This window comes from Bacillus sp. SN1, assembly GCF_002796895.1.
Lineage (GTDB): Bacteria > Bacillota > Bacilli > Bacillales > Bacillaceae > Bacillus > Bacillus inaquosorum.
In genome coordinates this window covers 395,048-419,939 of record NZ_PHIE01000002.1, presented here as the reverse complement: position 1 = coordinate 419,939, position 24,892 = coordinate 395,048, and the positions used below count along the sequence as shown (strand labels likewise).

The 24,892-nt window shown below is 46.5% G+C and carries 23 protein-coding genes and 1 pseudogene; 11 read left to right on the top strand and 13 right to left on the bottom strand.

Annotated elements, in window-relative coordinates; all coding sequences use genetic code 11:
* The first annotated feature begins 99 nt into the window (after nucleotides 1-99).
* From cls (CVV77_RS10845) to CVV77_RS10835, 3 genes are all read left to right on the top strand, one after another.
* The gene (gene cls / locus CVV77_RS10845; RefSeq protein WP_100275386.1) at nucleotides 100-1,299 is read left to right on the top strand and encodes a cardiolipin synthase; all 1,200 of its coding nucleotides are present in this window, start codon (nucleotides 100-102) and stop codon (nucleotides 1,297-1,299) included.
* A gap of 12 nt (nucleotides 1,300-1,311) precedes the next feature.
* Complete coding sequence (gene uvsE, locus CVV77_RS10840; protein WP_100275385.1) at nucleotides 1,312-2,274, top strand: UV DNA damage repair endonuclease UvsE; 963 nt, start codon at nucleotides 1,312-1,314, stop codon at nucleotides 2,272-2,274.
* 80 nt (nucleotides 2,275-2,354) lie between these two features.
* Complete coding sequence (locus CVV77_RS10835; RefSeq protein WP_003235842.1) at nucleotides 2,355-2,627, top strand: hypothetical protein; 273 nt, start codon at nucleotides 2,355-2,357, stop codon at nucleotides 2,625-2,627.
* Nucleotides 2,628-2,668: 41 nt separating this feature from the next.
* On the opposite strand, the gene CVV77_RS10830 is transcribed toward CVV77_RS10835, so the two are convergent.
* From CVV77_RS10830 to arfM, 9 genes are all read right to left on the bottom strand, one after another.
* On the bottom strand, nucleotides 2,669-3,193 hold the full coding sequence (locus tag CVV77_RS10830; protein ID WP_100275384.1) for a dihydrofolate reductase family protein: 525 nt from the start codon (nucleotides 3,191-3,193) through the stop codon (nucleotides 2,669-2,671).
* A 9-nt stretch (nucleotides 3,194-3,202) separates the two neighbouring features.
* Nucleotides 3,203-4,930: an ABC transporter ATP-binding protein gene (locus CVV77_RS10825; RefSeq protein ID WP_100275383.1), complete on the bottom strand. Its 1,728-nt coding sequence runs from the start codon at nucleotides 4,928-4,930 to the stop codon at nucleotides 3,203-3,205.
* Between the two features lie 87 nt (nucleotides 4,931-5,017).
* Nucleotides 5,018-6,520, bottom strand: coding sequence for a cardiolipin synthase (gene cls, locus CVV77_RS10820; protein ID WP_100275382.1), 1,503 nt, complete (start codon nucleotides 6,518-6,520; stop codon nucleotides 5,018-5,020).
* A gap of 102 nt (nucleotides 6,521-6,622) precedes the next feature.
* Complete coding sequence (locus tag CVV77_RS10815) at nucleotides 6,623-7,252, bottom strand: YitT family protein (RefSeq protein WP_100275381.1); 630 nt, start codon at nucleotides 7,250-7,252, stop codon at nucleotides 6,623-6,625.
* Between the two features lie 153 nt (nucleotides 7,253-7,405).
* On the bottom strand, nucleotides 7,406-8,077 hold the full coding sequence (gene narI / locus CVV77_RS10810) for a respiratory nitrate reductase subunit gamma (RefSeq protein ID WP_100275380.1): 672 nt from the start codon (nucleotides 8,075-8,077) through the stop codon (nucleotides 7,406-7,408).
* Entirely contained in the window at nucleotides 8,074-8,628 is a 555-nt protein-coding gene (narJ, locus tag CVV77_RS10805; protein ID WP_100275379.1) for a nitrate reductase molybdenum cofactor assembly chaperone, read from the bottom strand. The genes narI and narJ overlap by 4 nt, the downstream gene beginning before the upstream one ends.
* Nucleotides 8,629-8,654: 26 nt before the next feature.
* A complete protein-coding gene (gene narH / locus CVV77_RS10800) occupies nucleotides 8,655-10,118 on the bottom strand; it encodes a nitrate reductase subunit beta (RefSeq protein ID WP_100275378.1) in 1,464 nt (487 codons plus the stop codon).
* On the bottom strand, nucleotides 10,108-13,794 hold the full coding sequence (locus CVV77_RS10795; protein ID WP_100275377.1) for a nitrate reductase subunit alpha: 3,687 nt from the start codon (nucleotides 13,792-13,794) through the stop codon (nucleotides 10,108-10,110). The genes narH and CVV77_RS10795 overlap by 11 nt, the downstream gene beginning before the upstream one ends.
* Nucleotides 13,795-14,014: 220 nt before the next feature.
* The gene (arfM, locus tag CVV77_RS10790) at nucleotides 14,015-14,491 is read right to left on the bottom strand and encodes a Crp/Fnr family transcriptional regulator ArfM (RefSeq protein WP_100275376.1); all 477 of its coding nucleotides are present in this window, start codon (nucleotides 14,489-14,491) and stop codon (nucleotides 14,015-14,017) included.
* Nucleotides 14,492-14,634: 143 nt separating this feature from the next.
* Between arfM and CVV77_RS10785 the strand changes: the two genes are divergently transcribed.
* Nucleotides 14,635-15,354, top strand: coding sequence for a YwiC-like family protein (locus CVV77_RS10785; RefSeq protein WP_100275375.1), 720 nt, complete (start codon nucleotides 14,635-14,637; stop codon nucleotides 15,352-15,354).
* 33 nt (nucleotides 15,355-15,387) lie between these two features.
* On the opposite strand, the gene fnr is transcribed toward CVV77_RS10785, so the two are convergent.
* From fnr to CVV77_RS10765, 4 genes are all read right to left on the bottom strand, one after another.
* Nucleotides 15,388-16,104: a fumarate/nitrate reduction transcriptional regulator Fnr gene (gene fnr / locus CVV77_RS10780; RefSeq protein ID WP_003235867.1), complete on the bottom strand. Its 717-nt coding sequence runs from the start codon at nucleotides 16,102-16,104 to the stop codon at nucleotides 15,388-15,390.
* Nucleotides 16,105-16,203: 99 nt separating this feature from the next.
* Nucleotides 16,204-17,391, bottom strand: coding sequence for a nitrate transporter NarK (gene narK / locus CVV77_RS10775; protein ID WP_088111888.1), 1,188 nt, complete (start codon nucleotides 17,389-17,391; stop codon nucleotides 16,204-16,206).
* 132 nt (nucleotides 17,392-17,523) lie between these two features.
* On the bottom strand, nucleotides 17,524-19,194 hold the full coding sequence (argS, locus tag CVV77_RS10770; RefSeq protein ID WP_019259758.1) for an arginine--tRNA ligase: 1,671 nt from the start codon (nucleotides 19,192-19,194) through the stop codon (nucleotides 17,524-17,526).
* The gene (locus tag CVV77_RS10765) at nucleotides 19,191-19,619 is read right to left on the bottom strand and encodes a YwiB family protein (RefSeq protein ID WP_003235873.1); all 429 of its coding nucleotides are present in this window, start codon (nucleotides 19,617-19,619) and stop codon (nucleotides 19,191-19,193) included. Before CVV77_RS10765 ends, argS begins: the two co-directional genes overlap by 4 nt.
* Nucleotides 19,620-19,932: 313 nt before the next feature.
* On the opposite strand from CVV77_RS10765, the gene sboA reads away from it, so the two are divergent.
* The 7 genes and pseudogenes from sboA to CVV77_RS10730 all read left to right on the top strand — a co-directional run bounded on the left by sboA (nucleotide 19,933) and on the right by CVV77_RS10730 (nucleotide 24,888).
* Complete coding sequence (gene sboA, locus CVV77_RS10760) at nucleotides 19,933-20,064, top strand: subtilosin A (RefSeq protein WP_003222002.1); 132 nt, start codon at nucleotides 19,933-19,935, stop codon at nucleotides 20,062-20,064.
* Nucleotides 20,021-20,128 (top strand): annotated as a pseudogene (locus tag CVV77_RS10755) (bacteriocin-like protein SboX); the annotation flags it as partial. The gene sboA and the pseudogene CVV77_RS10755, both read left to right, overlap by 44 nt.
* Before the next feature lie 70 nt (nucleotides 20,129-20,198).
* Nucleotides 20,199-21,545 (top strand): subtilosin maturase AlbA, encoded by a 1,347-nt coding sequence (albA, locus tag CVV77_RS10750; RefSeq protein ID WP_100275374.1) that lies wholly within the window; start codon nucleotides 20,199-20,201, stop codon nucleotides 21,543-21,545.
* A 12-nt stretch (nucleotides 21,546-21,557) separates the two neighbouring features.
* A complete protein-coding gene (gene albB / locus CVV77_RS10745; protein WP_003222006.1) occupies nucleotides 21,558-21,719 on the top strand; it encodes an antilisterial bacteriocin subtilosin biosynthesis protein AlbB in 162 nt (53 codons plus the stop codon).
* Nucleotides 21,716-22,435 (top strand): ATP-binding cassette domain-containing protein, encoded by a 720-nt coding sequence (locus tag CVV77_RS10740; RefSeq protein WP_100275373.1) that lies wholly within the window; start codon nucleotides 21,716-21,718, stop codon nucleotides 22,433-22,435. The genes albB and CVV77_RS10740 overlap by 4 nt, the downstream gene beginning before the upstream one ends.
* Nucleotides 22,428-23,738, top strand: coding sequence for an antilisterial bacteriocin subtilosin biosynthesis protein AlbD (albD, locus tag CVV77_RS10735; protein WP_100275372.1), 1,311 nt, complete (start codon nucleotides 22,428-22,430; stop codon nucleotides 23,736-23,738). Before CVV77_RS10740 ends, albD begins: the two co-directional genes overlap by 8 nt.
* Nucleotides 23,728-24,888, top strand: a complete 1,161-nt coding sequence (locus tag CVV77_RS10730; RefSeq protein ID WP_100275458.1) for an insulinase family protein — start codon at nucleotides 23,728-23,730, stop codon at nucleotides 24,886-24,888. The genes albD and CVV77_RS10730 overlap by 11 nt, the downstream gene beginning before the upstream one ends.
* Nucleotides 24,889-24,892 lie beyond the last annotated feature (4 nt).

Sequence of the window (24,892 nt, the reverse complement as noted above, 5' to 3'; positions counted from 1 at the left end):
TAAGATTATCTTTATGATAAATAATGAATGAGTGTTCAGTCAATAATTAAATTCCTGCTGTTCGGGCACACTATCTTTACTACGGAAAGGAGTGCCGGGATGAAGATATTTTTCGTGATTCTTATCATTGTCATCATACTATTGGCTTTCATTCTGCTTGATATCTTCATGGGACGCGCCATTTATAAAAAAAACGCGTACGAGCCTGTTTTTTCAAAAAAGAAGAGCGATATTGAATTGATCCACTGCGGTGCTGATCTTGTGGAACGGATGATGGAAGACATCCGCCAGGCCGTTTCTTCAGTTCACGTGATGTTTTTTATTATGAAAAACGATGAGGTCAGCCACAATATGTTTACGCTGCTGAAAGCAAAAGCACAAGCCGGTGTTTCTGTTTATTTGCTGCTGGATTGGTCCGGCAGCCAAAAAATTAAAAAACCGGCGCTGAAGACGATGAAAAATGCCGGGGTTCAGGTTCATTTTCTTAACAAGCCTCGTTTTCCTTTTTTCTTTTTTCATATGCAAAAACGGAATCACCGGAAAATCGCTGTGATAGACGGAAAAATCGGCTATATCGGCGGGTTTAACATCGGTGAGGAATACCTGGGAAAGAAGGCGAAGTTCGGCAATTGGGAGGATTATCATTTGCGTATGAAGGGAGAAGGCGTACGCGATCTTCAGACGCTTTTTACCGACGACTTGAAACGAAATACCGGATCAGCTGAACTAAGCCCGGATGTTTGGCCGGAGCTTCCGCAAGGGAATATCTCTCATAAGATTTATGCAACTGACGGTTATTCTCTTGAAAAAACGTATGTGGCAAATATCGCGAAGGCAAAAGAGCGCATTACCATTTGCACTCCTTATTATATTCCGACAAAGTCACTTCAGCAGGCCTTGGTCAAAGCAAGAAAAAACGGTGTAGCCGTTACGATCATCGTGCCGATGAAATCAGATCATCCGCTGGTCAGAGAAGCAGCTTTTTCGTATTATTCGGAGCTCTTGGATGCCGGCTGTCTTATCTACCGCTTTTATCAGGGGTTTTATCATGTGAAAGCCCTGATTATTGACGATCATTTCAGCATCATCGGCACCGCCAATTTTGATCAGCGAAGCTTTTTTTTAAATGAAGAGGTGAATGTTGAAATCGATGATAGGGCTTTTACAAAAGAAGTCTATGCCACGATTGAAGAGGATATTAAAAGGTCGGAGCTGCTGACAAAGGAGAATTTTAAAAAACGCACATTCAGGCAGCGCCCGGCGGAATGGCTTGGCAGAGCAATATCTTATTTTTTATAAAGGAGAGTTCCTATGATTTTCAGATTTGGGTTCGTTTCAAACGCGATGGGCCTTTGGGATGCGTCTCCCGCTAAAACATTAACATTCGCGCGTTATTCCAAGCTTGCAAAGGATGAAAGAAAAGAAGCGCTTCTGACTGTGACAAAAGCCAATTTACGCAATACGATGAGGACCCTTCACTATATCATCGGCCACGGCATTCCTTTGTACCGTTTTTCCAGTTCGATTGTTCCGCTGGCCACGCATCCCGATGTGATGTGGGATTTTGTGACGCCGTTTCAAAAGGAGTTTCGGGAGATCGGGGAGCTTGTCAAAACACATCATCTAAGAACAAGCTTTCACCCCAACCAATTCACTCTTTTTACAAGCCCGAAGGAATCCGTTACAAAAAATGCGGTAACCGATATGGCGTATCACTACCGCATGCTTGAAGCCATGGGCATTGCTGACCGCTCCGTTATCAACATTCATATTGGCGGCGCTTACGGAGATAAAGAGACTGCCACTGCTCAATTTCATCAAAATATGAAGCAGTTGCCGCAGGAGATCAAACAGCAAATGACGCTTGAAAATGATGATAAAACATATACGACAGAAGAAACGCTTCAGGTCTGTGAAAAAGAGGATGTTCCGTTTGTCTTTGACTTTCATCATTTTTACGCCAATCAAGATGATCACGCCGACCTGAATAAAGCACTGCCCCGGATGATCAAAACGTGGGAGCGGATCGGGCTGCAGCCAAAGGTTCACCTGTCTTCCCCAAAATCGGAGCAAGCCATACGCAGCCATGCTGATTATGTTGACGCCAACTTTTTGCTGCCGCTCTTGGAACGCTTCAGGCAATGGGGAACAAATATTGATTTCATGATTGAAGCCAAACAGAAAGACAAGGCGCTTCTCCGCCTGATGGATGAATTAAGCTCCATCCGCGGCGTCAAACGCATCGGCGGCGGCACGCTGCAATGGAAATCTTAAATGTGCAAAATCAGGTTTACAGATCGCCGGTTCTGGGAACATACGCTATATAAGACAACAATCGATGGAGGAGAAAGATCATGAAAAACATCAAGTCTCTGAAAGTAGCCGCACAGGCATTTACTTTAAGAAATTTGATTCATCTTTATAAAATGTGCCATTCCGGAAGCCACGAGGTTTATATTTATTCGAAGAAAACGATGTGCAAAATCAAAAGCTTAATTGAGCTTGAAACGTTCCGCATGGCTCATAATGAAAAGGAATATTTGATTGTAGTGGAAGGAACCAAAGCATCACAGCTGATTGAAAAATTCCAAAATATCGTCGAGCCTGCTGAAAAAGAGGCGCTTTAACTTACATATAAAAAGGATAGACATCTTGTCTATCCTTTTTCTTATGGCCTTACATAATGGAGCTGAACCGCCTGTCCAAATTGTTTCATCCCTTTTAACCGCAGCTTTGTTTCATTTGTTAGTTCGTGAAACAGCGGGATGCCGCTCCCTAAAACGACTGGAATAATGGTGATGATGAATTCGTCGATGGCGTCTTCTTTCATAAAGGCATTCACCAGCTCTGCCCCGCCTGCTATCCAGATGTTTAAGCCTTTATCCCGTTTCAAACGGTCAGTGAAGGCCTTGGCCCTCTCATTGATAAATGTCACATGTTCATCATGATAGCTGCCGGGCGTTCCTGTGAAAACGTAGCATGTTTTATCCTGATACGGGAAAACCGGTGTGAGGATTTTGACGTGTTCATATGTGCTCCGGCCTAAGATGACGGTATCAACCGTCTGATAAAAATCGCTGTATCCGTTATCGCCTTCACCTTCAAATTCATCCAGCCAATCGATGCTTCCATCTTCTCTCGCGATCATTCCGTCCAATGAAACGGCAATGTACAGCACATTTTTTCTATCCATATTTTCCTCCTATTGCTGAACCATTTGCCCGAATTGCGCTTGATGCAGCCTGCTGTATAGGCCTCCGGCTTCAATCAGGTCTTGATGGCGGCCTTGTTCTTCAATACCGTTGTTTGTGACGACTACAATTCTGTCCGCGTCTTTGATCGTCGCCAATCTGTGGGCGATCACGAGCGTCGTGCGCCCCTCCGACAATTCTTGAAGCGCCTTTTGGATCGCCGCTTCTGTTTCTGTATCAAGGGCCGAGGTTGCTTCGTCGAGAATCAGGATCGACGGATTTTTCAAGAACATCCGTGCAATTGACAGCCGCTGTTTTTGCCCGCCGGAGAGCTTCACGCCGCGTTCGCCGATAATGGTATCCAATCCATCCGGCATGTTATGGACGAGCTCTTCCAGATGCGCCTGTTTCACAGCCTGCCAAATGTCTTCTTCTGATGCGTCTAATCGGCCGTAGGCGATATTTTCTCGAAGCGTGCCCGAGAATAAGAAAACGTCCTGCTGCACGACGCCAATCTGCCCCCGCAGTGAAGACAGTGTCATATCTTTAATGCTGATGCCGTCGATCGTAATGTCGCCCTCCGATGCTTCATAAAAGCGCGGAAGCAGACTGCAAAGCGTTGATTTTCCCGCGCCTGACGGACCGACGAACGCAACCGTTTCCCCCGCTTGAATGGACAGGTTAATGTCATTGAGGACGTTGTGATGGCCATCATAGCCAAATGAAACATCTTCATAGCGGATATTGCCCTTCAGGCCGGAAACGTCTCTCGCATCCGGAGAATCCTGAATATCCGGCTCTGTCTCCATCAGTTCCATATAGCTTTTAAAACCGGCGATCCCCCTCGGATACATTTCGATAATGGCATTAATTTTGTCAATGGGCCTGAACAGTACATTCGTCAGGAGCACAAATGCCACGAATTCCCCGTACGATAAGGAACCGCGAATGACAAACCACGTACCGCATAAAAGGACAAACAGCGTGACAAACCGAGTCAGCATATAGCTGATTGAACCGTTTTTCGCCATGATTTTGTATGAGGAAAGCTTTGTGACACGGAAACGCTGATTGTTGACGGCAAAGCGTTCTTTTTCAAACGCTTCATTGCCGAACGCCTGCACGAGCCGAATGCCGCCGATATTATTTTCTACCCGCGCGCTGAAGTCTCCGATATCTTTGTTCAGCGTGGTAAATGCTTTGGTCATTTTTTTGTTGAAATAAAGCGCAAGCCAAATGACAATCGGCATGATGATAAACGTTAATAATGCCAGCTGCCAGTTAATAAACAGCATCACCCCGAACGCCCCGAGAATGGTCATGATGGCAATGAATAAGTCTTCCGGGCCGTGATGGGCAACTTCGCCGATGTACATTAAATCGTTCGTCAGCTTCGACATCAGCGTTCCTGTCTTGTTGTTGTCGTAAAATTTGAACGAGAGCTTTTGCAAATGGTCAAAAAGCGACTTTCTCATATCGGTCTCGATATTGATCCCGAGCATGTGCCCCCAGTATGTGACGATATACTGCAGAGCCGAGCTGAGCGCATACACCGCAAATAAGCCGATTGAGGTCGCGATGATCAGCCCCCAGTCCCTGCCCGGAAGCAAGGTATCAATAAAATAATTGACGATCAAAGGAAAACTCAACTCCATTAAGCCTCCTGCGATCGCCGAGAAAAAATCGAGAAAGAACAACGTTTTATATGGTTTATAATACGAAAAAAACTGCCGCAGCACCCTATCTTCCCCCAATGCATAAATAACTGATAACATTTCTCAATTATACTATACACCGGCTGTTTTGAAAGGTCAGATTTCTTTTTCTTACAGAACACCTGAAAACAGACGGGCAAAGGATTCTTTTGTCCGGTCGGCCATTCCCCTTTTATAAAAGCCGACAGGGCTGAGTTTTTCACTGTCCAGCATATCCTCTTCGAAATGAGCTTCAAGGGTGCGAATCGCTTCGGCATCTGCGAAGAACACGTTCACTTCAAAATTGAGCTGGAAGCTGCGCATGTCCATATTCGCGGTGCCGACGGAGGCGAGGTCGCCATCAACGATCATGACTTTTTGATGCATGAAGCCTTTTTGATACGAATACACTTCAATGCCCTCCAGAAGCAGCTCCGGGAAATAGGACCTCGACGCGTATTGCGTCAAAAAGCTGTCGTTCTTCTCCGGCACCATGACCCTTACCTCCACGCCTTTTGTCGCCGCTGCTTTCAGCGCCGTGCGAATGGACTCATTCGGGACAAAATAGGGCGTGGCGATCCATACTGATTTCTGCGCTGAAGAAATCATTTCATAATAAAGGTCGCTCATGCTTTCCTTCATGTCAGGGCCTGTCGCGACAATTTGATAAATGCCCCCTCCCTCCACGGGAACCGGCGTATTGTACGCCTCTTGATCAATTAACACTTCATTGGAGACATATTCCCAATCCAGCATAAAAATGGCGTGAAGCGTTTGCACAATTTCTCCTTCCAGCCGCAGGTGAGTATCTCTCCAAAACCCGATGTACGGATCTCTGCTGATATATTCCTTCCCGACATTTAATCCGCCCACAAAACCGATTTTCCCGTCGATGATCACGATTTTCCGGTGATTTCTAAAATTCAGTTTCTGATTGAAGAACCCGTATTTCAGGGGAGAAAACGGAACGATGTCCACTCCCGCTTGTTTCATTTTCACAATATCTCTGCTTGCCAGCTTGATGCTCCCTGCGGCGTCATATAAAAACCGCACCTCGACACCCTGGCGCGCTTTCTCCATCATAATGTCCATCATGCCGCGGCCGAGCATGTCTGATTTAAACATGTAGTATTCAATATGTATATAAGATTCCGCTTTCCTCATCGCTTTGAAAATGTCCGGGAAGGTTTCTTCACCGTTTTTCAGCACTTTAATATTGCTTTTCGTATTGATATTCATATGGGCAGCCCTGATGGAATACGTAAAGAACCTTTCCTGATTGTCCTTCAGCCCTGTCACTTCCGGCGTTTCCTCCATGTCAAACAGCTTCCTGAGCTTTTCCCTGTTGTACATTCGTTTTGTCTTAAACAGCTTTCCCTTCACATAAAGCTGTCCGGAAAACAGGTAAAACATATAGCCGGCGATCGGAAAAAAGACAAGAATGTGAATCCATAACAGCGTGTGCTGCGAGGTGCGGTTTTCAAGAATTAACGAATAGATGCTGAACAAAATAATACTTCCATAGCAAAGCAATCCTCCGTAAAACTCAAGTCTGGAAACCGGAAAAAACCATATAACATATGCCCCGATAAGCATCATATATAAAAAGAAAAACTCCAGTCTCCTTTTCAGCATCCTGATTCTCTCCAATCTGATCCGATTACCTCCGTATTTCCTCTTCTTTCTAACATTTAAACCTTTGCAGAAAAAAAGCCTCCCCGCACGAGGCGGAAAGGCTTATGATGAGGCTTCCTGTGATTGGCCGGGTGTGATGTTCTGGAACAAAGCCGAGTTGAGAGAGTAGCTGCTTTTGATTTTATTTTTGAAGAAGCTGACGATCAGGCCCGAGACCGCAATCGACACTAAGGAGCAGAGCCCTTTCAGCAAGCCGACTGAGAAGATGCCGGCCAGCACTACGGCAAAATCAAAGAGGAAATTAACTGTCCCAGGATTCCATCCGTACCGTTTTTGCATAAATAAAGCGAGAATATTGGCGCCGCCGAGGGATGCCTGATGATAAAACATGAGCGACAGGCCGAATCCAATCAGCGCCCCGCCGCAAATCGCCCCGGCAAGCGGTGAAAAAGAGACAGACGGCAGCCAGTGATCCGCGCTTGTAAACAGAGTCAGCGCTGTGACTGCAAATACAGTGGATAAGGTGAATGTGATGCCCATTCTGATGAGAGAAAATATATAAAACGGGATATTAATCAGAAAGAAGATAATGGCAAACGAGGAATGAAACAAGTATGTCAGGCTTAGTGACAGTCCGGCTGTGCCGCCGGTTAATACATGAGAATGTCTGAGTGTCAGGACCCCGGCGCTTGTCATAAGACAAGCAGTTAAAATGAGTAAAATCCGCTTCATTCTTCACTCTCCTTTTTAGATGATGTTATTTCCACATACAAACATAACAGGATTCCTGGCCGCCCAGCCATTACCTTGGCAGAAAATATCTTGCGTTTTTATTTTTTCATCAAACGATTATCATAAAAAATCCCCCTCTTTCAGGGGGGATTTTCACGAGCGTTTCCGATACACGACATAGCTTCGTGTCAAATATTTGAGCGGAAGGCTGAACACGTGAACCAATCTCGTAAACGGCCACAGGATAAAAACGACGTATCCTATCATAATATGAAGCTTAAACCATAGCGGGACACTCTCCATCAAGGAGGCGTCAGGCCTGAACAAAACGATGTCCCTGAACCACGGCCCTACAGTTGTCCGGTAATCAAATCCTTTCGAATCAATGTTGAGAAACGTGGCTGCAACACCCGACAGCATCATGAACAGCAGCAGGAGGAGCGTAAGGATATCTGATGGCGAGCTGGTTTTGCGGATTCTTTTGTCAAACAGCCTTCTGTACGTCAGGATGATAAGTCCGGTACATGCCGCGATCCCCGCCGGCAGGCCTGCGCCAATCGCCATTTTGTGATACACATGTTCCGAAATGCCAATGGAAGAGTACAAGGCTTCCGGGATCAAAATTCCCATGAGATGCCCGCCGATAACGCACACCATGCCCCAGTGAAAAAGTGTGCTGCCCACCGCGAGTTTTTTCTTTTCTAACAGCTCGCTTGATTTCGCCGTCCAGCCAAATTGGTCATGCTGATAGCGGTAAATATGGCCGCCGATAAAGATCGTCAATACAATGTATGGCATCACGCCCCACAGGATCTGCCCGCTCATGCCTGAACAGCCCCTTCAACGCTTTCACGCACGCCGATGTTTTCCAGCGCGGCCAGCAGCACGTGCAGCAGCTCAGCATAGATGCTGTCATTTTTTTCGAGACGGGAAGCCAGCTCCCTCACATTGGACAGATATTTCTCAAACACACTTTTAGCTGCTTCAATCTCCGCAATCGCGGCAAATTCCAGCATAAGCGGCAGGTAATCAGGCAGCTCTTTCTCTGTCGGCAGGAAGCCGGATTGCTCGTATGTGTTTTTTAATTGCAGCAATTCAATGCCTCGTTCCCTTTGCTCGCCTGAGTTAAAGTAGGTGACGTACATATTCGTTTTTTTCCCGAAGTCAAACGTATAGACATAGTGTTCAATCAGCGCTTCTTGAGAAAAGCCGGCTGTCGCATCGAAAAAGTGCAGCAGCTTCTCCCGGATTTGCTGGTTGCCGATTTCAAGGATAAGAGCCTTCCAATCGGGAAGCTCGGCTCTCCACTCTTCATCCGGATAAGAAAGAAGATAGGAAAGAGCGGAGAACGTGATTTGCCGGTCTGTGGTGGTCATCTTGTTACACCTCATTTAATCAAAAATTAGAAACAAGAGCCGGGACCGCCTGAAAATGATAAGCCGCAGCTCCCTTGCTCAGCGTATAAATCAGACACTTCTTCTCGATGGCTGCTCGGAATCACAAAGCGGTCATCATATTTGGCGATCGCAAGCAGCCGATACATGTCTTCAATTTGCTGTTCTGTTAAGCCGACACTGGAAATCAGTGCCGGGTCGACGGTTTTATTTGTCTGGACCGCTCTCATATACTGGCGCATGACAGACATTTTCTTTAATGTTGACCGAATATGATCCGTATCACCGGCCGTTAATAGCTGTGCCAAATAGTCAATCGGAATTCTCATTTGGTCGATAGCCGGAAAAATATCTTCCGCAGATTGCCGGCTGCCTTTTCCTTCAAAGAGATTCATAATCGGGCTAAGCGGCGGAATGTACCAAACCATCGGCAGCGTGCGGTACTCAGGATGAAGCGGCAGCGCAATCTTCCAATCAATGATCATTTTATAGATCGGCGATTGCTGCGCGGCCTCTATCCATTCAGCCGGGATGCCTTGGTCTTTTGCCAGTTTGGCAATCTCAGGATCATTCGGATCAAGAAAAACTTCTAATTGGGAATGGTAGAGATCCTTTTCATTTTCAACAGATGCCGCTTCCTCCACTTTGTCCGCGTCATACAGCATGACACCGAGATAGCGGATTCTGCCTACACACGTCTCAGAGCAGATGGTCGGCAGTCCCGCCTCCAAGCGCGGAAAGCAGAGTGTGCATTTTTCCGCTTTGTTCGTTTGCCAGTTAAAATAGACTTTTTTATAAGGGCAGGATGAAACGCAATATCTCCATGAACGGCACGCGTTTTGATCCACAAGCACAATGCCGTCTTCCTCGCGTTTGTACATGGCGCCGGACGGGCAGGATGAAACGCACGCCGGATTGATGCAGTGCTCGCAAATACGCGGCAGATACATCATAAAGACCTCATCGAATTCTGTTTTGATCGATTCCTCCATCTTTTGCACGTTTGGATCTTCAAGCCCTGTAATGTGGCCGCCTGCGAGATCATCCTCCCAGTTCGGGCCCCATTCGATATTCATGAAATCTCCCGTCAAGGACGATTTCGGGCGTGCCACTGGCTGGTGTTTTTTCTGCGGGCTGTTTGTTAATGTTTCATAATCATAGTTCCAAGGTTCATAGTAATCATCAATCGTCGGCTGGTTCGGGTTATAGAAAAGGCCTGCAAGCCGGTTTGTTTTCGGGCCTGATTTCAGCTCGAGCTTTCCTTTTTTCAATGTCCAGCCGCCTTTATATTTGTCCTGATCCTCCCATTGCTTCGGGTAGCCGATGCCCGGCTTTGTTTCTACATTATTGAAGTACATATATTCCGCACCTGAACGGTTTGTCCACGTGTTTTTGCAGGTGACGCTGCACGTGTGGCAGCCGATGCATTTATCCAGGTTCATGACCATACCGATTTGCGTTTTAATCTTCAAGCCAATCGACCTCCTTCAGCTTGCGGATGACGACGTTCAGGTCGCGCTGATTCCCTGTTGGACCGTAATAGTTAAAGCCGTAGCTGAGCTGGGCATAGCCCCCGATCATCTGTGTCGGCTTGACGTGAATCCTTGTCGGACTGTTATGGGTGCCTCCGCGGTTATTCGTCAGTTTTGTGCCAGGCACGTTGATGTGGCGGTCTTGGGCATGGTGCATAAACGCCATTCCTTTAGGAATCCGGTGAGACAAAACCGCTCTCGCGACGACAACGCCGTTTCGGTTGAAGCATTCAATCCAATCGTTGTCTTGGATATCTGTATCCATTGCGTCATCTTTATTCATCCACACAGTCGGCCCGCCGCGGAACAGCGTCAGCATCGGCAGGGAATCAAAATACATGCTGTGGACGGACCATTTATTATGCGGCGTCAAATAATTAAGGACGATTTCTTTGCCCTCTTGATCAGGCCGCTTGCTCAAAAACGGGCGATGCTGAAGGATCGGTTTAAATGTCGCCATCGTTTCACCGAATTCCATCATCAGTTCATGATCGACATAATAAGATTGTCTGCCCGTCAGTGTTCGCCACGGGATTAATTTTTCAACGTTCGTCGTAAACGGCGAGTACCTGCGTCCCCCTTTTTCTGAGCCGGTAAATGCCGGAGACGTGATGACCGTTTTCGGCTGGGCTGTAATTTGTTCAAACGTAAAGCATTCTTCCTCCCGTTCTTCAGCCAGGTCTTTCAGCTTTAGGTTTGTGATGTTTTCAAGTGATTCCCATGCTTTCACAGCGACTTTTCCATTTGAAGTGGACGATAGGGTTAAAATGGCTTCTGCCGCCTGTTTTGCTTCACTTATATTCGGACATCCCTTTGCGATGCTGTCCGAGGTGATTTCTCCCAGCCTCTTTTTGAGTGATTCATATTCATCAGCTATCGACCAGCTCATCCCTTTTGTTCCGCTCGGTTTTAAACCGGCGAAAGGCCCGAGCGCGGTCATTTTATGAAAAATATGCTTGTAATCCCGTTCAACGACTTGGATGTTCGGCATCGTTTTTCCCGGAATGGCTTCACATTCGCCTTTGCTCCAGTCATTGATTTTGCCGAACGGCTGGGCCAATTCCTGCATCGTGTCGTGGAGGAGCGGCGTCGCGACCACTTCTTTCACCGGCTCCATATCGACTTCTTCTGCCAGATCGGAAACGGCTTTTGATAGTGCCTTGAAAATATCCCAGTCTGACTTCGATTCCCACGGAGCCGAGATGGCCGGAGCGAAAGGATGAATGAACGGATGCATATCTGTGCTGCTAAGATCGTGTTTTTCATACCATGTCGCCGCCGGCAGCACGATATCGGAATACAGGGCCGTACCAGCCATTCGAAAATCAAGATTGATTAACAAGTCGAGCTTCCCTTCCGGCGCCTGCTCCCGCCATTTGATTTCTTCAGGGCGGATGCTGTCGCTGTCGTCATTCATCAAACCGTTCGTCGTCCCCAGCAGATGCTTGAGAAAATATTCGTGCCCTTTTCCTGAGCTGGAGATCAGATTTGCCCGCCATACGAAGAGGTTCCTTGGGAAATTCACTTCATTGTCAGGATCTTCAATCGCAAACTTCAGTTTTTTCTCTTGAAGCTGTGAGGCCACGTACGCACCGACGTCTTTAGGTGTTGCCGCCCCCGCTCTTTCAGCTTCTTTGTATAGATCAATGCCGTTTTTATTGAATGTCGGGTAGGACGGCAGCCACCCTAAGCGCGCCGCCAGCACATTATAATCGGCGTGATGCTTGTAGCGGGATGACGCAGCGATCGGTGAAGCCAGGTCACTGATCGGCTGGTCCTCGTAACGCCACTGGTCTGTCGCAAAATAGAAAAATGAGGTGCCGTTTTGCAGCTTGGGCACGCCCTCCCAGTCCTTTGCGTTGGCAATCGTCTGCCACCCTTCAGCAGGACGGAGCTTTTCCTGCCCCACATAATGGGCCCAGCCTCCGCCGTTTACGCCTTGGGCGCCTACCAGTAAAACTAGATTTAACACCGCCCGGTAGATCGTGTCTGAGTTGAACCAGTGGTTGATCCCCGCTCCTACGATAATCATGGACCGGCCGTCTGTATCAATCGCATTTTGGGCAAACTCTCTGGCAATTTTAATGACGGCTTCTTTTTTGATTCCTGTCATCTGTTCCTGCCAGGCAGGCGTAAACGGCTCAGGATCATCATAAGAGACAGCGGATTGTTCACCGATGCCCCGGTTTACGCCGTAATTGGCCAAAATCAAGTCAAAGACGGTCGTGACGTACACCTCTTCGCCATTCAGGTTCAGTTTTTTTATAGGAAGATCCCGCTCAAGCACTTTGTTTCCGTCATTTGAAAAATACGGGATGCGCACCGTTCCGATTTCGTCCTCTATTCCGAGCACAGAGAGACGGGGCTCAATCGGTTCTCCGGTTTCTTCATCGACCATGTGGAGGTTCCACTTTTGCTGCCCGTCCCAGCGGGAGCCCATTGTCCCTTGCGGTATGGCAAATGCGTTTGTCTGTTCATTCCAGACCGCAGGCTTCCACTGATCATGCTTTGTCTGCCGCCCGATGTCCTTGGCATGCAGAAACCGCCCCGCTGTGTATATGCCATTATTTTTTGACAGAGTGACGAAGAATGGAAAATCGGTGTATTGCTTCGCGTACTCAATGAAACGTTCCGTCTCTTGGTTCACGTAAAATTCCTGCAAAATGACGTGACCCATCGCCATCGCAAGCGCCCCGTCAGTCCCTTGGCGGATACTCAGCCAGTCATCCGCGAACTTTGAGGATTCCGCAAAATCCGGACTGATCGAAATAACCTTAGCGCCTTTATAGCGGGCCTCCGCCAAAAAATGCGCGTCAGGTGTTCTCGTTAACGGAACGTTGGAGCCCCATGTGATGATATAGCCTGAATTGTACCAATCACTGCTTTCCGGAACGTCTGTCTGGTCACCCCAAATTTGCGGGGACGCCGGAGGAAGATCCGCATACCAGTCATAAAAACTGAGCATAGGGCCGCCGATTAATGACATAAACCGGGAGCCTGACGCATGACTGATCATGGACATGGCCGGAATCGGAGAAAAACCGACATTCCGGTCAGGCCCGTATTTCATAACTGTATATAGCAGGGACGCTGAAATCAGCTTCAGCACCTCCGGCCATTCAGCGCGCACAAACCCGCCTTTCCCTCTTGCCTGTTTATAGGACTTCGCTTTTTCAGGGTTTTCAACAATCGATTTCCAGGCTTCCAATGGATTTTGATGCGTCTGCAGTGCTTCCCGCCACAAATTAATCAGCACACCGCGCACGTACGGATATTTCACACGGAGCGGGCTGTAAATGTACCATGAAAAACTGGCCCCCCGCGGACAGCCTCTCGGTTCGAAATCAGGCATATCCGGGCCTGTTGATGGATAATTCAAGTTTTGTCCTTCCCACGTGACAATTCCGTTTTTCACATAAATATTCCAGCTGCAGGACCCCGTGCAGTTGACGCCGTGGGTGGAGCGAACGACTTTGTCGTACTGCCATCTGTTTCTGTATACATTCTCCCAATCGCGATCTTCGCGGGTGGTTTGGCTATGTTTATTTGAATGGTGTTCGATAGGAGAGAAATAGTTCAATCTCCTAAACAACGGACTCAATTTCTTTTTCTTCATGAGAGTTCACTCCTTCCGAGTCAGATGATGCTAAGTTCACTATAAACAGAGAAAGCGCATTTCCTTGTGAACTATGTCACACACTCTGCTTTTTTCACAAAATGTTCACACAAAGGAGAAGGAAGGACTTTCACAGGATGTGATAAAGGCGGCGTTCAGGCAGGACGCCTGAGTCATTAGCCGCTTTATTATTCCAAAGATCAAAAAAACCGGCTCTATTTTAAGAACCGGGCTCTACGTTATCATCCTGTGATGTATGCAGATACCGCAAAAATAATTGATAGGAACAAAAGACATTTTGCTGAAGCATGGCCAAAAAATTCATTTGCAACTGCGGATTGTAAGACATCATTTTTTTAAATATGTAATAAGGGATATTGAGTATCAGAATGTCTGGAGAGGCATTGACTGAGATAAAAGGCGATAAATAAAGCCCGCCTTTTTCATCAATCGGAAACACATCGCCTTTTTCCCACAGCGCAACAGTTTTCGAGCCTTCAGGGAGCCTGCTGTCCATAAAACGGACACTGCCTTTTAATACAATATAAACGGATTGAGAATGAAGAAAGGATGGAGACTGGTCACATAAGCCACAGATAAACGTCCCATTTTTCAGCAAGGTTTCGACAATGGATAGAGGCACTTCATTAAACATGGGAAGTTGTTTCAGAAATAATAAATAGTCACACTGATTCATAGGAAAGCCTCCTGTGTTAAGGATAGCTTTAGTGTAGCTCGATTGAGCCTGTACAGCAGTGATGTATTTCACAGCTTGTATGATGAATGTCACTCATTTGGAAGTTGACTGCATTTATAATGAAATAAAAAAGGAGGATTTTGATGAAGGTACTGATTCCGAAGCAGCACGGCGCATGGGCGATGCTGCTGATTCCATTTTTACTCGGCATGATCAAGGGAGGACCCGTTTTCTGGCATATTCCGCTATTCCTAGGATGGCTTTTCCTTTACTTGGCGGTTTATCCTGTTACGCTCGCCTTAAAAAAGAAACAAATCAAACCCTATCAAAAGTGGATTTGTTATTACGGTTTTCCAGCCTGCTGCTTTTTATTTGCCTCTGTCTTTTATAAGCCGCCGCTCATCTGGGTTGGCGTTTCTTTATTGCCGCTGTTTCTCATACATATGTATTATGCCCGCCGAAAAAACGAACGAGCGCTAGTGAATGATATTGCAGGCGTCTTGTTCTTTTGTTCAGGCGGGCTTGCAAGCTGCTGGCTGGGGAATGGAAACCTTGACGGCTGGGCTTGGTTTATTTTCTCTCAATCTGCTTTATTTTTTATCGGGAGTTCCTTTTATGTGAAGTCGGTGATCCGGGAGAGAAAAAACAGCGCATTTGCATACTGGTCATGGGGATATCACCTGCTGCTCCCCTTTTTATCTGCTCTTCTCGGAGCAGGATGGGCATTTCTTGCTTTTATCCCAAGCAGTTTGCGGGCATGGTTTTTTCACGGAAGGGATTGGCCTGTGAAAACGATCGGCATTCTGGAAATCGTGAATGCCTGCTTCTTTTTCGCCGTCATGTGTATGTTTATCACAAAATAAAAAACCAAGGACCGCCGGCGGTCCTTGGTTTCTTCAGTCAATATTGCAAATCTCCAGCGGACAATTTTCACACTCAATCTCGCATCGCAAATAGTCCCGCTTGTGCAAAATAATTTTTCCGGATTCTTCTATCGAAATCACCCCTTGTTTGCGGAGATCTCCCAGCATCCGGTTGACACTCTCCCTTGCCGCCGCGCAAAACTTTGCCAAATCCTGATTTGTCAGCACAATGTTAATCAGAATGCCGTCGCTTCGTTCCACCCCGTAGCTGTTTGATAAGCGGATAAGAGTGGAGTAGAGCGCCCCCTTTTTGCCGTGAAGAAGCAGATCTCTGATTTTGGACTGAATTTTCCGGAGGTGGGTGCTCATCCATTTCATAAATTCAAATGTCAAAGCACCGTTTTGGGTTAATTCCTTTTCCAGCTTGCTTTTATTAATGACGAGCACCTCGCCATCCTCTAGCACTTTCGCACTGAGCATATATCTCGGTTCTTCAGTGAAAAGTGTTAATTCCCCGACGATATCGTTTTTTTGGCAGATTCTAAGCGTCAGGTCTTTTCCGTCAGACGTCAGCTTGCCGATTTCAATGAGTCCTGATTGAATCAGATAAAGCTCTTCTGCATCCATTCCTTCTTGAAACAAATACGTGTGTTTTTCCATTTTTCTTTTCGTGCTGATTGATTCCAGCAATTCATGCAGATCGCTGGAAAGAAAGTCACTGTCAGATGGTCGAACAGAGAGAAAATTCATGAGCTCACCTCGAAGAAAGTCACGTTGCGTATGTCTATTGTAACGTGAATTGATTTGCACCCATCCAGAAAAAACTAACAATCTTGTGAATGCCCAGTGTTAGTTGACGCTCTGACTGTTTCTCTCCGTGTGCGTTTTCATTCTTTCCTGCCAATACATCCATATGACAAGGACAAAGCTGGCTAACGCAACTTCCGAAAGCGCCATGAAGCCGATCGCATATTGGCCTGTTGCCTGAAACACACTCGTCAAAATCAGCGGAGGGAAAAAACCGCCTAGTCCGCCCATAGCAGACACAATACCATTGGCAATCCCCGCTTGCTTCGAAAAATAGAAAGGCACCAGTTTAAAAACAGTCCCGTTTCCTATGCCTGAGCAGACTGCCACCGTTAATGACCCAAACGTATAAAGGCCGATCGTCGGCGAGAACGATAAGATAATTCCTGATAATGTAAGTCCCGCAAAAACGAACATCAAGATGCGGAGCGGGCTCATTTTATCAGCCAAGAGTCCTCCCACAGGCCTGAGCAGCGTTGATACAGCAATAAATCCAGCCGTCCGCAAACCGGCGTCCGCAGGATTCAGCCCAAAGTTCTCAACTAGAAAGTTCGGCAGATAGATGGTGAAAGCGACAAAGGCGCCAAACGTAATAAAATAAAACAGGCTCAAAAACCACAGTACATGATTTCGGTATACGGCTTTGATTTGAGTTTTTATGGAAACATTCACTTTCTTCTCATGCCGGTCGCCGAATAATACGTGCAGCAATGCGAAAACTGCCAGCAGAACCAGATACATCTGCACAGTTGTTTTCCATCCCGCAGCTTGAGCGATAACCGGCGCGGCAAATGTGGTAATGGCGGTTCCGATGTTTCCGGCCCCGTAAATCCCATTGACGACACCGTGCTTTTCTTTCGGATAATATTTCGGCAGGGATGTCACCCCAATAGAGAATACCGCTCCCCCAATCCCTAAGAAAAAACCGCCCGTGATTAAATCAAACAGAGAATCCGCGATACTGATCCAAAACACAGGAAATAAAAGCAGGATGAAGCTGATCATGAACATCAGCCTTGCGCCAAACCTGTTCGTTAAATACCCTAAAGGAATGCGGAGAAGCGACCCGAGGATTACGGGAATCGCTGTCACCAAAGAAATCTCGCCTTTGCTTAAATGAATATCTAATGTGATTTGGGAAATGAGTGATGAAATCAGCACCCAAACCATAAACCCTGCCACCAAGCTTAATGACTGTAACGATAATTGAATGTGTTGACGGTTGATCATTTGGCTTGCCCCTTTCAATGATTCAATAATCAGTCTTATCATACAAAAACTCAGCAAACAGGATTGTGAATTACATCACACGTTTTCCTCATAAAAAAGGGCAAAGCCCGCAGGCTTTGCCCTTTCTCATCATTACATTTTTTCCGGAGCCGATACGCCGATCAGCTGAAGCGCATTGTTCAGCGTAATTTGCGTTGCTTTCATTAAAGCCAGGCGCGCACGGCTTTTCTCTTCATTTTCAGGATCTATGACTTTCTCTGCATTGTAGAAGCTGTGCAGAGAAGAAGCCAGATCATAAATATAGTTTGTGACACGGTGCGGAATTCGTTTTTCCGCCGCTTCCGCCACTGCCTCTGGGAAGCCGCCGATCGTTTTTAGCAGGTCATATTCTTTTTCTGATTGAATATGGCTGAAATCAAGATCCGCCGCCGGCTTAAGTCCCTGCTCTTCCCCTTGGCGAAGCATGCTGCAAATACGGGCATGTGCGTATTGTGCATAATACACAGGGTTTTCGTTAGATGTTGATACAGCAAGATCTAAGTCAAAATCCATATGCGTATCCGCACTCCGCATCGCAAAGAAGTAACGCACGGCATCCAAGCCGACTTCTTCAATCAGGTCGCGCATCGTTACCGCTTTACCCGTCCGTTTGCTCATTTTCATTTTCTCGCCGTTTTTGTAAAGGTGAACGAGCTGAATGATTTCTACTTCAAGCGTTCCTTTTTCATAGCCAAGCGCTTCGATTGCCGCTTTCATACGCGGGATGTAGCCATGGTGATCGGCGCCCCAAACGTTGATCAGCTTATCAAAGCCGCGGTCAAGCTTATCCTTATGGTACGCGATATCAGGCAGCAGGTACGTGTACGAGCCGTCCTTCTTGATCAATACACGGTCTTTATCATCGCCGAACGCCGTGGAGCGGAACCATGTTGCGCCGTCTTCTTCATAGACATGGCCTTTTTCGCGGAGCGCTTCAAGCGCCTTGTCGATTTTTCCGTTTTGGTACAGTGAAGTTTCGGAATACCACACATCAAACGGCACACGGAAGTTTTCCAAGTCCTTGCGAAGCTTTTCCAGCTCGTATTTCAGGCCGTAATCACGGAAAAATGCGAGGCGTTCGCTTTCCTCTTCGTTGACGAAACGGTCGCCGTATTCCTCAGCGAGACGCTTTCCGATCGCAATGATATCCTCGCCGCGGTAGCCGTCCTCCGGCATCGGTTTTTCCAAGCCGAGCGCTTCAAAATAACGGACTTCCACAGAAAGCGCCAGGTTGTTGATTTGGTTTCCGGCATCGTTAATGTAGTATTCACGGCTCACATCGTAACCAGCCTTTGAAAGCACATTGCACAGGGAATCGCCGACAGCCGCACCGCGCGCATGGCCGAGGTGAAGGTCTCCCGTCGGATTCGCTGATACGAATTCTACCTGGACTCGTTCACCGTTTCCGATGTTCGTTTCCCCGTATGCTTCTCCTGCTTCCAATACAGAAGGAATCAGCTTCGTTAGATATTGATTGTTCATATAGAAATTGATAAAACCCGGGCCAGCGATATCTAGTTTTTCAATCGAAGCCTTTCCTTTATCAAAATGAGCGACAATTTCTTCAGCAATTTGGCGCGGCGCTTTTTTTGCAACTCTAGCCAGCTGCATCGCCATATTCGTTGAATAATCGCCGTGTGTTTTATCTTTCGGTGTTTCTAAAATGACATGGGGAATCTGGCTTTCTTCAGCCAGTCCCGCTTTCAGAACGGCCGCTTTGATTTCTTCTTTCAGCACGTCCTTCATTTGTTCCGCAATGTTCATGCGTGAGTTCCTCCCTCATACGTGATCGTCATATTATGTAAATGCTGCTGCTCGTCTCCGACATGCATGTCATATGCGATGCTGATACGGCCTTTTTCTTCGCCGAGATCAGATTGAATCGATTTTGTGCTTGTTTTCAGCTCAAGCTCACCAAATGACATTTTATATTTAGCAATTGTGGAAGCTCCCGTTACGAAACGCTGATTCATTTTGACAGCGCCTGACCTCATGACCAGCACTTCGCCTTCGCTTACTTTCACAATCGTTTTTACTTTGCCTAAGTCGTGTTCCTCATAATAAGATAGATACACTTTATTTTGTTTTACATAGTAAAATCCGGTGGTGCGGAATTCGATGACTTCCTGGTTTCCGTCATCCTCGATCACAGACTTCACATGGAGTGTTATCGGTGTCTCTTGCTTCATTTTGACACGTCCTTTTCATCATTCCACTTTGACTTGAATAGTATAATCATTCAGTTTGTAAACTTCAACTGCTTCTATCTTACCATCATTGCTCATCATATTTGAAGATAAACCTCATAAAAAGCATTCCCTTAATAGAAGAGAAAATCATATCACTAATTACCTTTAGGAAATGTTACACTTTTCCGAAATCTACCGTTTTCATTTCACATTTTATTCAAAATATATGTATTGAATTGGTAATTTATTAGTTTTATCATAAAAGTACAACATAGATCTGCTAGAAAAAACAAAAAAAAGGGAGGATTCAATTATGAAAAAAGCTGTTATTGTAGAAAACAAAGGTTGTGCAACATGCTCGATCGGAGCCGCTTGTCTAGTGGACGGTCCTATCCCTGATTTTGAAATTGCCGGTGCAACAGGTCTATTCGGTCTATGGGGATAAGGTTCTCCAAAAAGGGCATAGTGATTCTACTATGCCCTTTTTAAGTAAATTACAATTTTTAACTTAAATCTACCTCATGGTTTATACATACACAATCGTTTTTCATTTGAATCATATGTAGAGGGGATGGTATTTTGTTTATAGAGCAGATGTTTCCATTTATTAATGAAAGTGTAAGAGTTCACCAGCTTCCTGAGGGCGGCGTGTTAGAAATCGACTACTTGCGCGATAATGTCTCCATTTCTGACTTTGAGTATTTGGATCTTAACAAAACGGCTTACGAGCTTTGCATGCGAATGGATGGGCAAAAAACGGCTAAACAGATTTTAGCGGAGCAATGCGCAGTGTACGATGAATCACCGGAGGACCATAAGGACTGGTATTACGATATGCTCAACATGCTTCTGAACAAGCAGGTCATCCAGGTTGGAAATCGGGCCAGCCGCCACACAATCACCACGAGCGGAAGCAATGAATTTCCGATGCCGCTGCACGCCACCTTTGAGCTGACGCACCGCTGTAATTTGAAATGCGCTCACTGTTATTTGGAAAGCTCGCCGGAAGCGCTCGGCACCGTGTCGATTGAACAATTCAAGAAAACGGCTGATATGCTGTTCGACAACGGTGTGTTGACATGCGAAATCACGGGCGGAGAAATTTTTGTCCATCCGAACGCCAATGAGATTCTTGACTATGTATGCAAAAAGTTCAAAAAGGTTGCTGTCTTAACGAACGGAACACTCATGCGAAAAGAGAGCCTTGAGCTGTTGAAGACTTACAAGCAAAAAATCATCGTCGGCATATCTCTCGATAGTGTGAATTCTGAGGTCCATGATTCCTTTAGAGGGAGAAAAGGCTCTTTTGCCCAAACTTGTAAAACGATAAAATTGTTGAGTGACCACGGGATATTTGTCAGAGTCGCCATGTCCGTTTTCGAAAAAAACATGTGGGAAATCCACGATATGGCCCAAAAGGTTCGGGATCTCGGGGCGAAGGCGTTCTCTTACAATTGGGTTGATGACTTCGGAAGAGGCAGAGATATCGTCCACCCCACAAAAAATGCCGAGCAGCACCGCAAATTTATGGAATACGAGCAAAATATCATTGATGAGTTTAAAGATCTGATTCCGATTATTCCTTATGAGAGAAAACGTGCGGCAAATTGCGGCGCTGGCTGGAAGTCCATCGTAATCAGCCCGTTCGGAGAAGTACGTCCGTGCGCGCTCTTTCCAAAGGAATTTTCATTGGGAAATATTTTTCATGATTCATATGAAAGCATCTTTAACTCCCCTCTCGTCCATAAACTGTGGCAAGCGCAGGCACCGCGATTCAGCGAGCATTGCATGAAAGACAAATGCCCGTTCAGCGGCTATTGCGGAGGCTGTTACTTAAAAGGGCTGAACTCTAACAAATATCACCGGAAAAACATTTGCTCCTGGGCGAAAAATGAACAATTAGAAGACGTGGTCCAGCTTATTTAGGAGGGAAACGATTTGTCACCAGCACAAAGAAGAATTTTACTGTATATCCTTTCATTTATCTTTGTCATCGGCGCAGTCGTCTATTTTGTCAAAAGCGATTATCTATTTACGCTGATTTTCATTGCCATTGCCATTCTTTTCGGGATGCGCGCGCGGAAGGCTGACTCGCGATGAGCATTTTGGATATACACGATGTCTCCGTTTGGTATGAACGGGACAACGTCATCTTAGAACACGTGGATTTACATTTAGAAAAAGGCGCTGTTTACGGATTGCTTGGGGTAAACGGCGCCGGAAAAACGACACTGATCAATACACTGACAGGGGTGAACCGTAATTTCAGCGGGCGCTTTACGCTGTGCGGCATTGAAGCGGAGGCCGGCATGCCGCAGAAAACATCAGATCAGCTGAAGATTCACCGTTACTTCGCCGCCGATTATCCGCTGCTGTTTACAGAAATTACGGCGAAGGACTATGTGTCTTTCGTTCACTCGCTTTATCAAAAGGATTTTTCAGAACAGCAGTTTACCAGTTTGGCCGAGGCCTTTCATTTTTCCAAATACACCAACAGGAGAATTGCGGAGCTTTCCTTGGGGAACAGGCAAAAGGTTGTGTTGATGACAGGCTTATTGCTGCGGGCTCCCCTGTTTATTTTAGATGAGCCGCTCGTCGGTTTGGATGTGGAATCGATAGAAGTCTTTTATCAAAAAATGCGCGAGTACTGTGAGGCAGGCGGAACCATTCTGTTTTCTTCCCATCTGCTCGATGTCGTGCAGAGATTTTGTGATTATGCGGCCATTCTTCACAACAAACAGATCCAAAAGGTCATCCCGATTGGTGAGGAGACCGATCTGCGGCGGGAATTTTTTGAGGTGATCGGCCATGAATAACATATTCCCCATCATGTCTCTGCTGTTCAAACAGCTTTACAGCCGTCAAGGGAAAAAGGACGCCATTCGCATTGCCGCAGGGCTTGTGATTCTCGCCGTGTTTGAAATCGGGCTGATCCGCCAGGCCGGCATTGACGAATCGGTGTTGGGAAAAACATATATCATACTCGCGCTTCTCTTAATGAACGCATATATGGTGTTTCTTTCTGTGACATCTCAATGGAAGGAATCTTATATGAAGCTGAGCTGCCTGCTGCCGATTTCTTCACGGAGCTTTTGGCTCGCCCAGAGTGTCGTTCTGTTTATCGACACCTGTTTGAGAAGAACATTATTCTTTTTTATTTTACCGCTGTTCTTATTTGGAAACGGAACGCTGTCAGGGGCGCAAACATTATTTTGGCTCGGCAGATTTTCGTTTTTTACCGTTTACTCAATAATATTCGGTGTAGTACTAAGCAACCATTTTGTCAAAAAGAAGAACTGGATGTTTCTGCTGCATGCAGCCGTTTTCGCCTGTGTATGCTTCAGTGCCGCTTTTATGCCGGCCGTTACAATCCCGCTATGCGCGGTTCACATGCTATGGGCGGTGGTCATTGACTTTCCTGTCTTTCTGCAAGCGCCTCCGCAGCAGAGCAAGATGCATTCTTTTTTGCGGAGATCTGAATTTTCGTTTTACAAAAGAGAATGGAACCGATTTATCTCCTCTAAAGCGATGCTGTTAAATTACGTGGTGATGGCGGCGTTCAGCGGCTTCTTTTCGTTCCAGATGATGAATACCGGCATCTTTAATCAGCAAGTGATTTATATTGTGATTTCCGCCCTTCTGCTGATCTGCTCGCCGATCGCCCTTTTGTACTCTATTGAAAAAAATGATCGGATGTTGCTCATCACGCTTCCGATTAAACGAAGAACGATGTTTTGGGCGAAATACCGCTTTTATTCAGGCCTATTGGCAGGCGGATTTCTCCTTGTCGCGATCATTGTGGGCTTCATCAGCGGCCGTCCGATTTCAGCTCTCACTTTTGTGCAGTGTATGGAATTGCTGCTGGCGGGAGCGTTTATCCGGTTAACCGCGGATGAAAAAAGGCCGTCCTTCAGCTGGCAGACGGAACAGCAGCTCTGGAGCGGTTTCTCAAAATACCGGTCTTATCTATTTTGTCTTCCTCTTTTCTTAGCCACATTAGCCGGCACCGCTGTCTCCTTGGCGGTTATTCCGATTGCCGGGCTGATCATAGTCTATTACCTGCAAAAACAGGATGGTGGTTTCTTTGATACAAGCAAAAGAGAACGGCTTGGAAGTTAACCTGCTGAAGACTCATCAATTTTCAACAATCTCAATCGCCGCGAGCTTTCTGAAGCCAATCGAAAGCGCGGCGGAACCTGAAGAAGAAACAATCTATTTTTACGGCGCCGCCGCACACCTGAAGCAGCAAATCATTGACGCTTTCGGTTATGCTGCCGGCAGCCGCTTTATGTATTCAGCGAATCTCTTTTTTGACCAGCAGCTGAAAACCTGCGGAACCCGTTTGATTCACCCTTTATATGACAAGAATCTTCATGTTGATGCCCTGATGAAGACATTTGCAGACATATCCTTCCCTTCTTCTCTTTCAGCCGAAGCTGTTGAAAGGGCAAGGAATGAGCTGCTGCTGAAGATCGAAAAAAAATTCGCTGACCCCTTCTCCTACTCGGCGGCCCGCTTGGCGGAGGAGGCCTTCGGAAACCCAATGTACGGCACAGCCATGTTTGGCCGGAAAGACAAGATACAGGCGATCCGTCCTGAACGGTTTCTCGACGCAACGGATTTCATTGTTGATTTATTGTCCCAGCAAAAACAGCTGAACATATTGGGACACGTACAAGCCTGTGATGTTCCGGGACATGCCCAGCAAACGTCTGCCATGACGGCCGGAAGAATACCCGTGAACCGGCATGTTTTTGAAACAGAGACACGCAGCGCAGCAGGCCCTTCCGTCTTGACACTCGGGTTTGACTGCGGGGAGATGAAAGACGCCAGCGATTATATCAACATTCAGCTGATAGACGGATTGCTCGGAAAATACGGTCATTCCGCTTTATTCAAGCATTTTCGCGAGAAGGATCTGGCAGTCTATCACGTCATCACCCGATACGACATCATGAACAATTTGCTGCTTGTTTCAATATGTACGGATCAGCTTCATGAGAAAGAAATTCCTCCGCGCGTTTTGGAAGCTGTCTCACATTTTCAAACGGATGAACAGGAACTAGAACAGGCAAAGCAATTTTTACGCAATGAAATGCTGTTGCAATTCGATTCTCCAGAAGGTCTTTTGGCCTATATGGGGATTCTGCGCCGCTTCTCCTGCACGAAGGAAGACTTGCTGGATGGCATCTCAGCGGTTACGTGCCGTGATGTGTTGGAATTCATAGCGACTATCAATTATATCGGAGCTCATGTAGTAAGGGGATGAAGAG

Coding starts and splice junctions, on each gene's coding strand:
- cls (WP_100275386.1), top strand. CDS start 100: ATGAAGATATTTTTCGTGATTCTTATCATTGTCATCATACTATTGGCT.
- uvsE (WP_100275385.1), top strand. CDS start 1,312: ATGATTTTCAGATTTGGGTTCGTTTCAAACGCGATGGGCCTTTGGGAT.
- CVV77_RS10835 (WP_003235842.1), top strand. CDS start 2,355: ATGAAAAACATCAAGTCTCTGAAAGTAGCCGCACAGGCATTTACTTTA.
- CVV77_RS10830 (WP_100275384.1), bottom strand. CDS start 3,193: ATGGATAGAAAAAATGTGCTGTACATTGCCGTTTCATTGGACGGAATG.
- cls (WP_100275382.1), bottom strand. CDS start 6,520: ATGCTGAAAAGGAGACTGGAGTTTTTCTTTTTATATATGATGCTTATC.
- CVV77_RS10815 (WP_100275381.1), bottom strand. CDS start 7,252: ATGAAGCGGATTTTACTCATTTTAACTGCTTGTCTTATGACAAGCGCC.
- narI (WP_100275380.1), bottom strand. CDS start 8,077: ATGAGCGGGCAGATCCTGTGGGGCGTGATGCCATACATTGTATTGACG.
- narJ (WP_100275379.1), bottom strand. CDS start 8,628: ATGACCACCACAGACCGGCAAATCACGTTCTCCGCTCTTTCCTATCTT.
- CVV77_RS10795 (WP_100275377.1), bottom strand. CDS start 13,794: ATGAAGAAAAAGAAATTGAGTCCGTTGTTTAGGAGATTGAACTATTTC.
- arfM (WP_100275376.1), bottom strand. CDS start 14,491: ATGAATCAGTGTGACTATTTATTATTTCTGAAACAACTTCCCATGTTT.
- CVV77_RS10785 (WP_100275375.1), top strand. CDS start 14,635: ATGAAGGTACTGATTCCGAAGCAGCACGGCGCATGGGCGATGCTGCTG.
- fnr (WP_003235867.1), bottom strand. CDS start 16,104: ATGAATTTTCTCTCTGTTCGACCATCTGACAGTGACTTTCTTTCCAGC.
- narK (WP_088111888.1), bottom strand. CDS start 17,391: ATGATCAACCGTCAACACATTCAATTATCGTTACAGTCATTAAGCTTG.
- argS (WP_019259758.1), bottom strand. CDS start 19,194: ATGAACATTGCGGAACAAATGAAGGACGTGCTGAAAGAAGAAATCAAA.
- CVV77_RS10765 (WP_003235873.1), bottom strand. CDS start 19,619: ATGAAGCAAGAGACACCGATAACACTCCATGTGAAGTCTGTGATCGAG.
- sboA (WP_003222002.1), top strand. CDS start 19,933: ATGAAAAAAGCTGTTATTGTAGAAAACAAAGGTTGTGCAACATGCTCG.
- CVV77_RS10740 (WP_100275373.1), top strand. CDS start 21,716: ATGAGCATTTTGGATATACACGATGTCTCCGTTTGGTATGAACGGGAC.
- albD (WP_100275372.1), top strand. CDS start 22,428: ATGAATAACATATTCCCCATCATGTCTCTGCTGTTCAAACAGCTTTAC.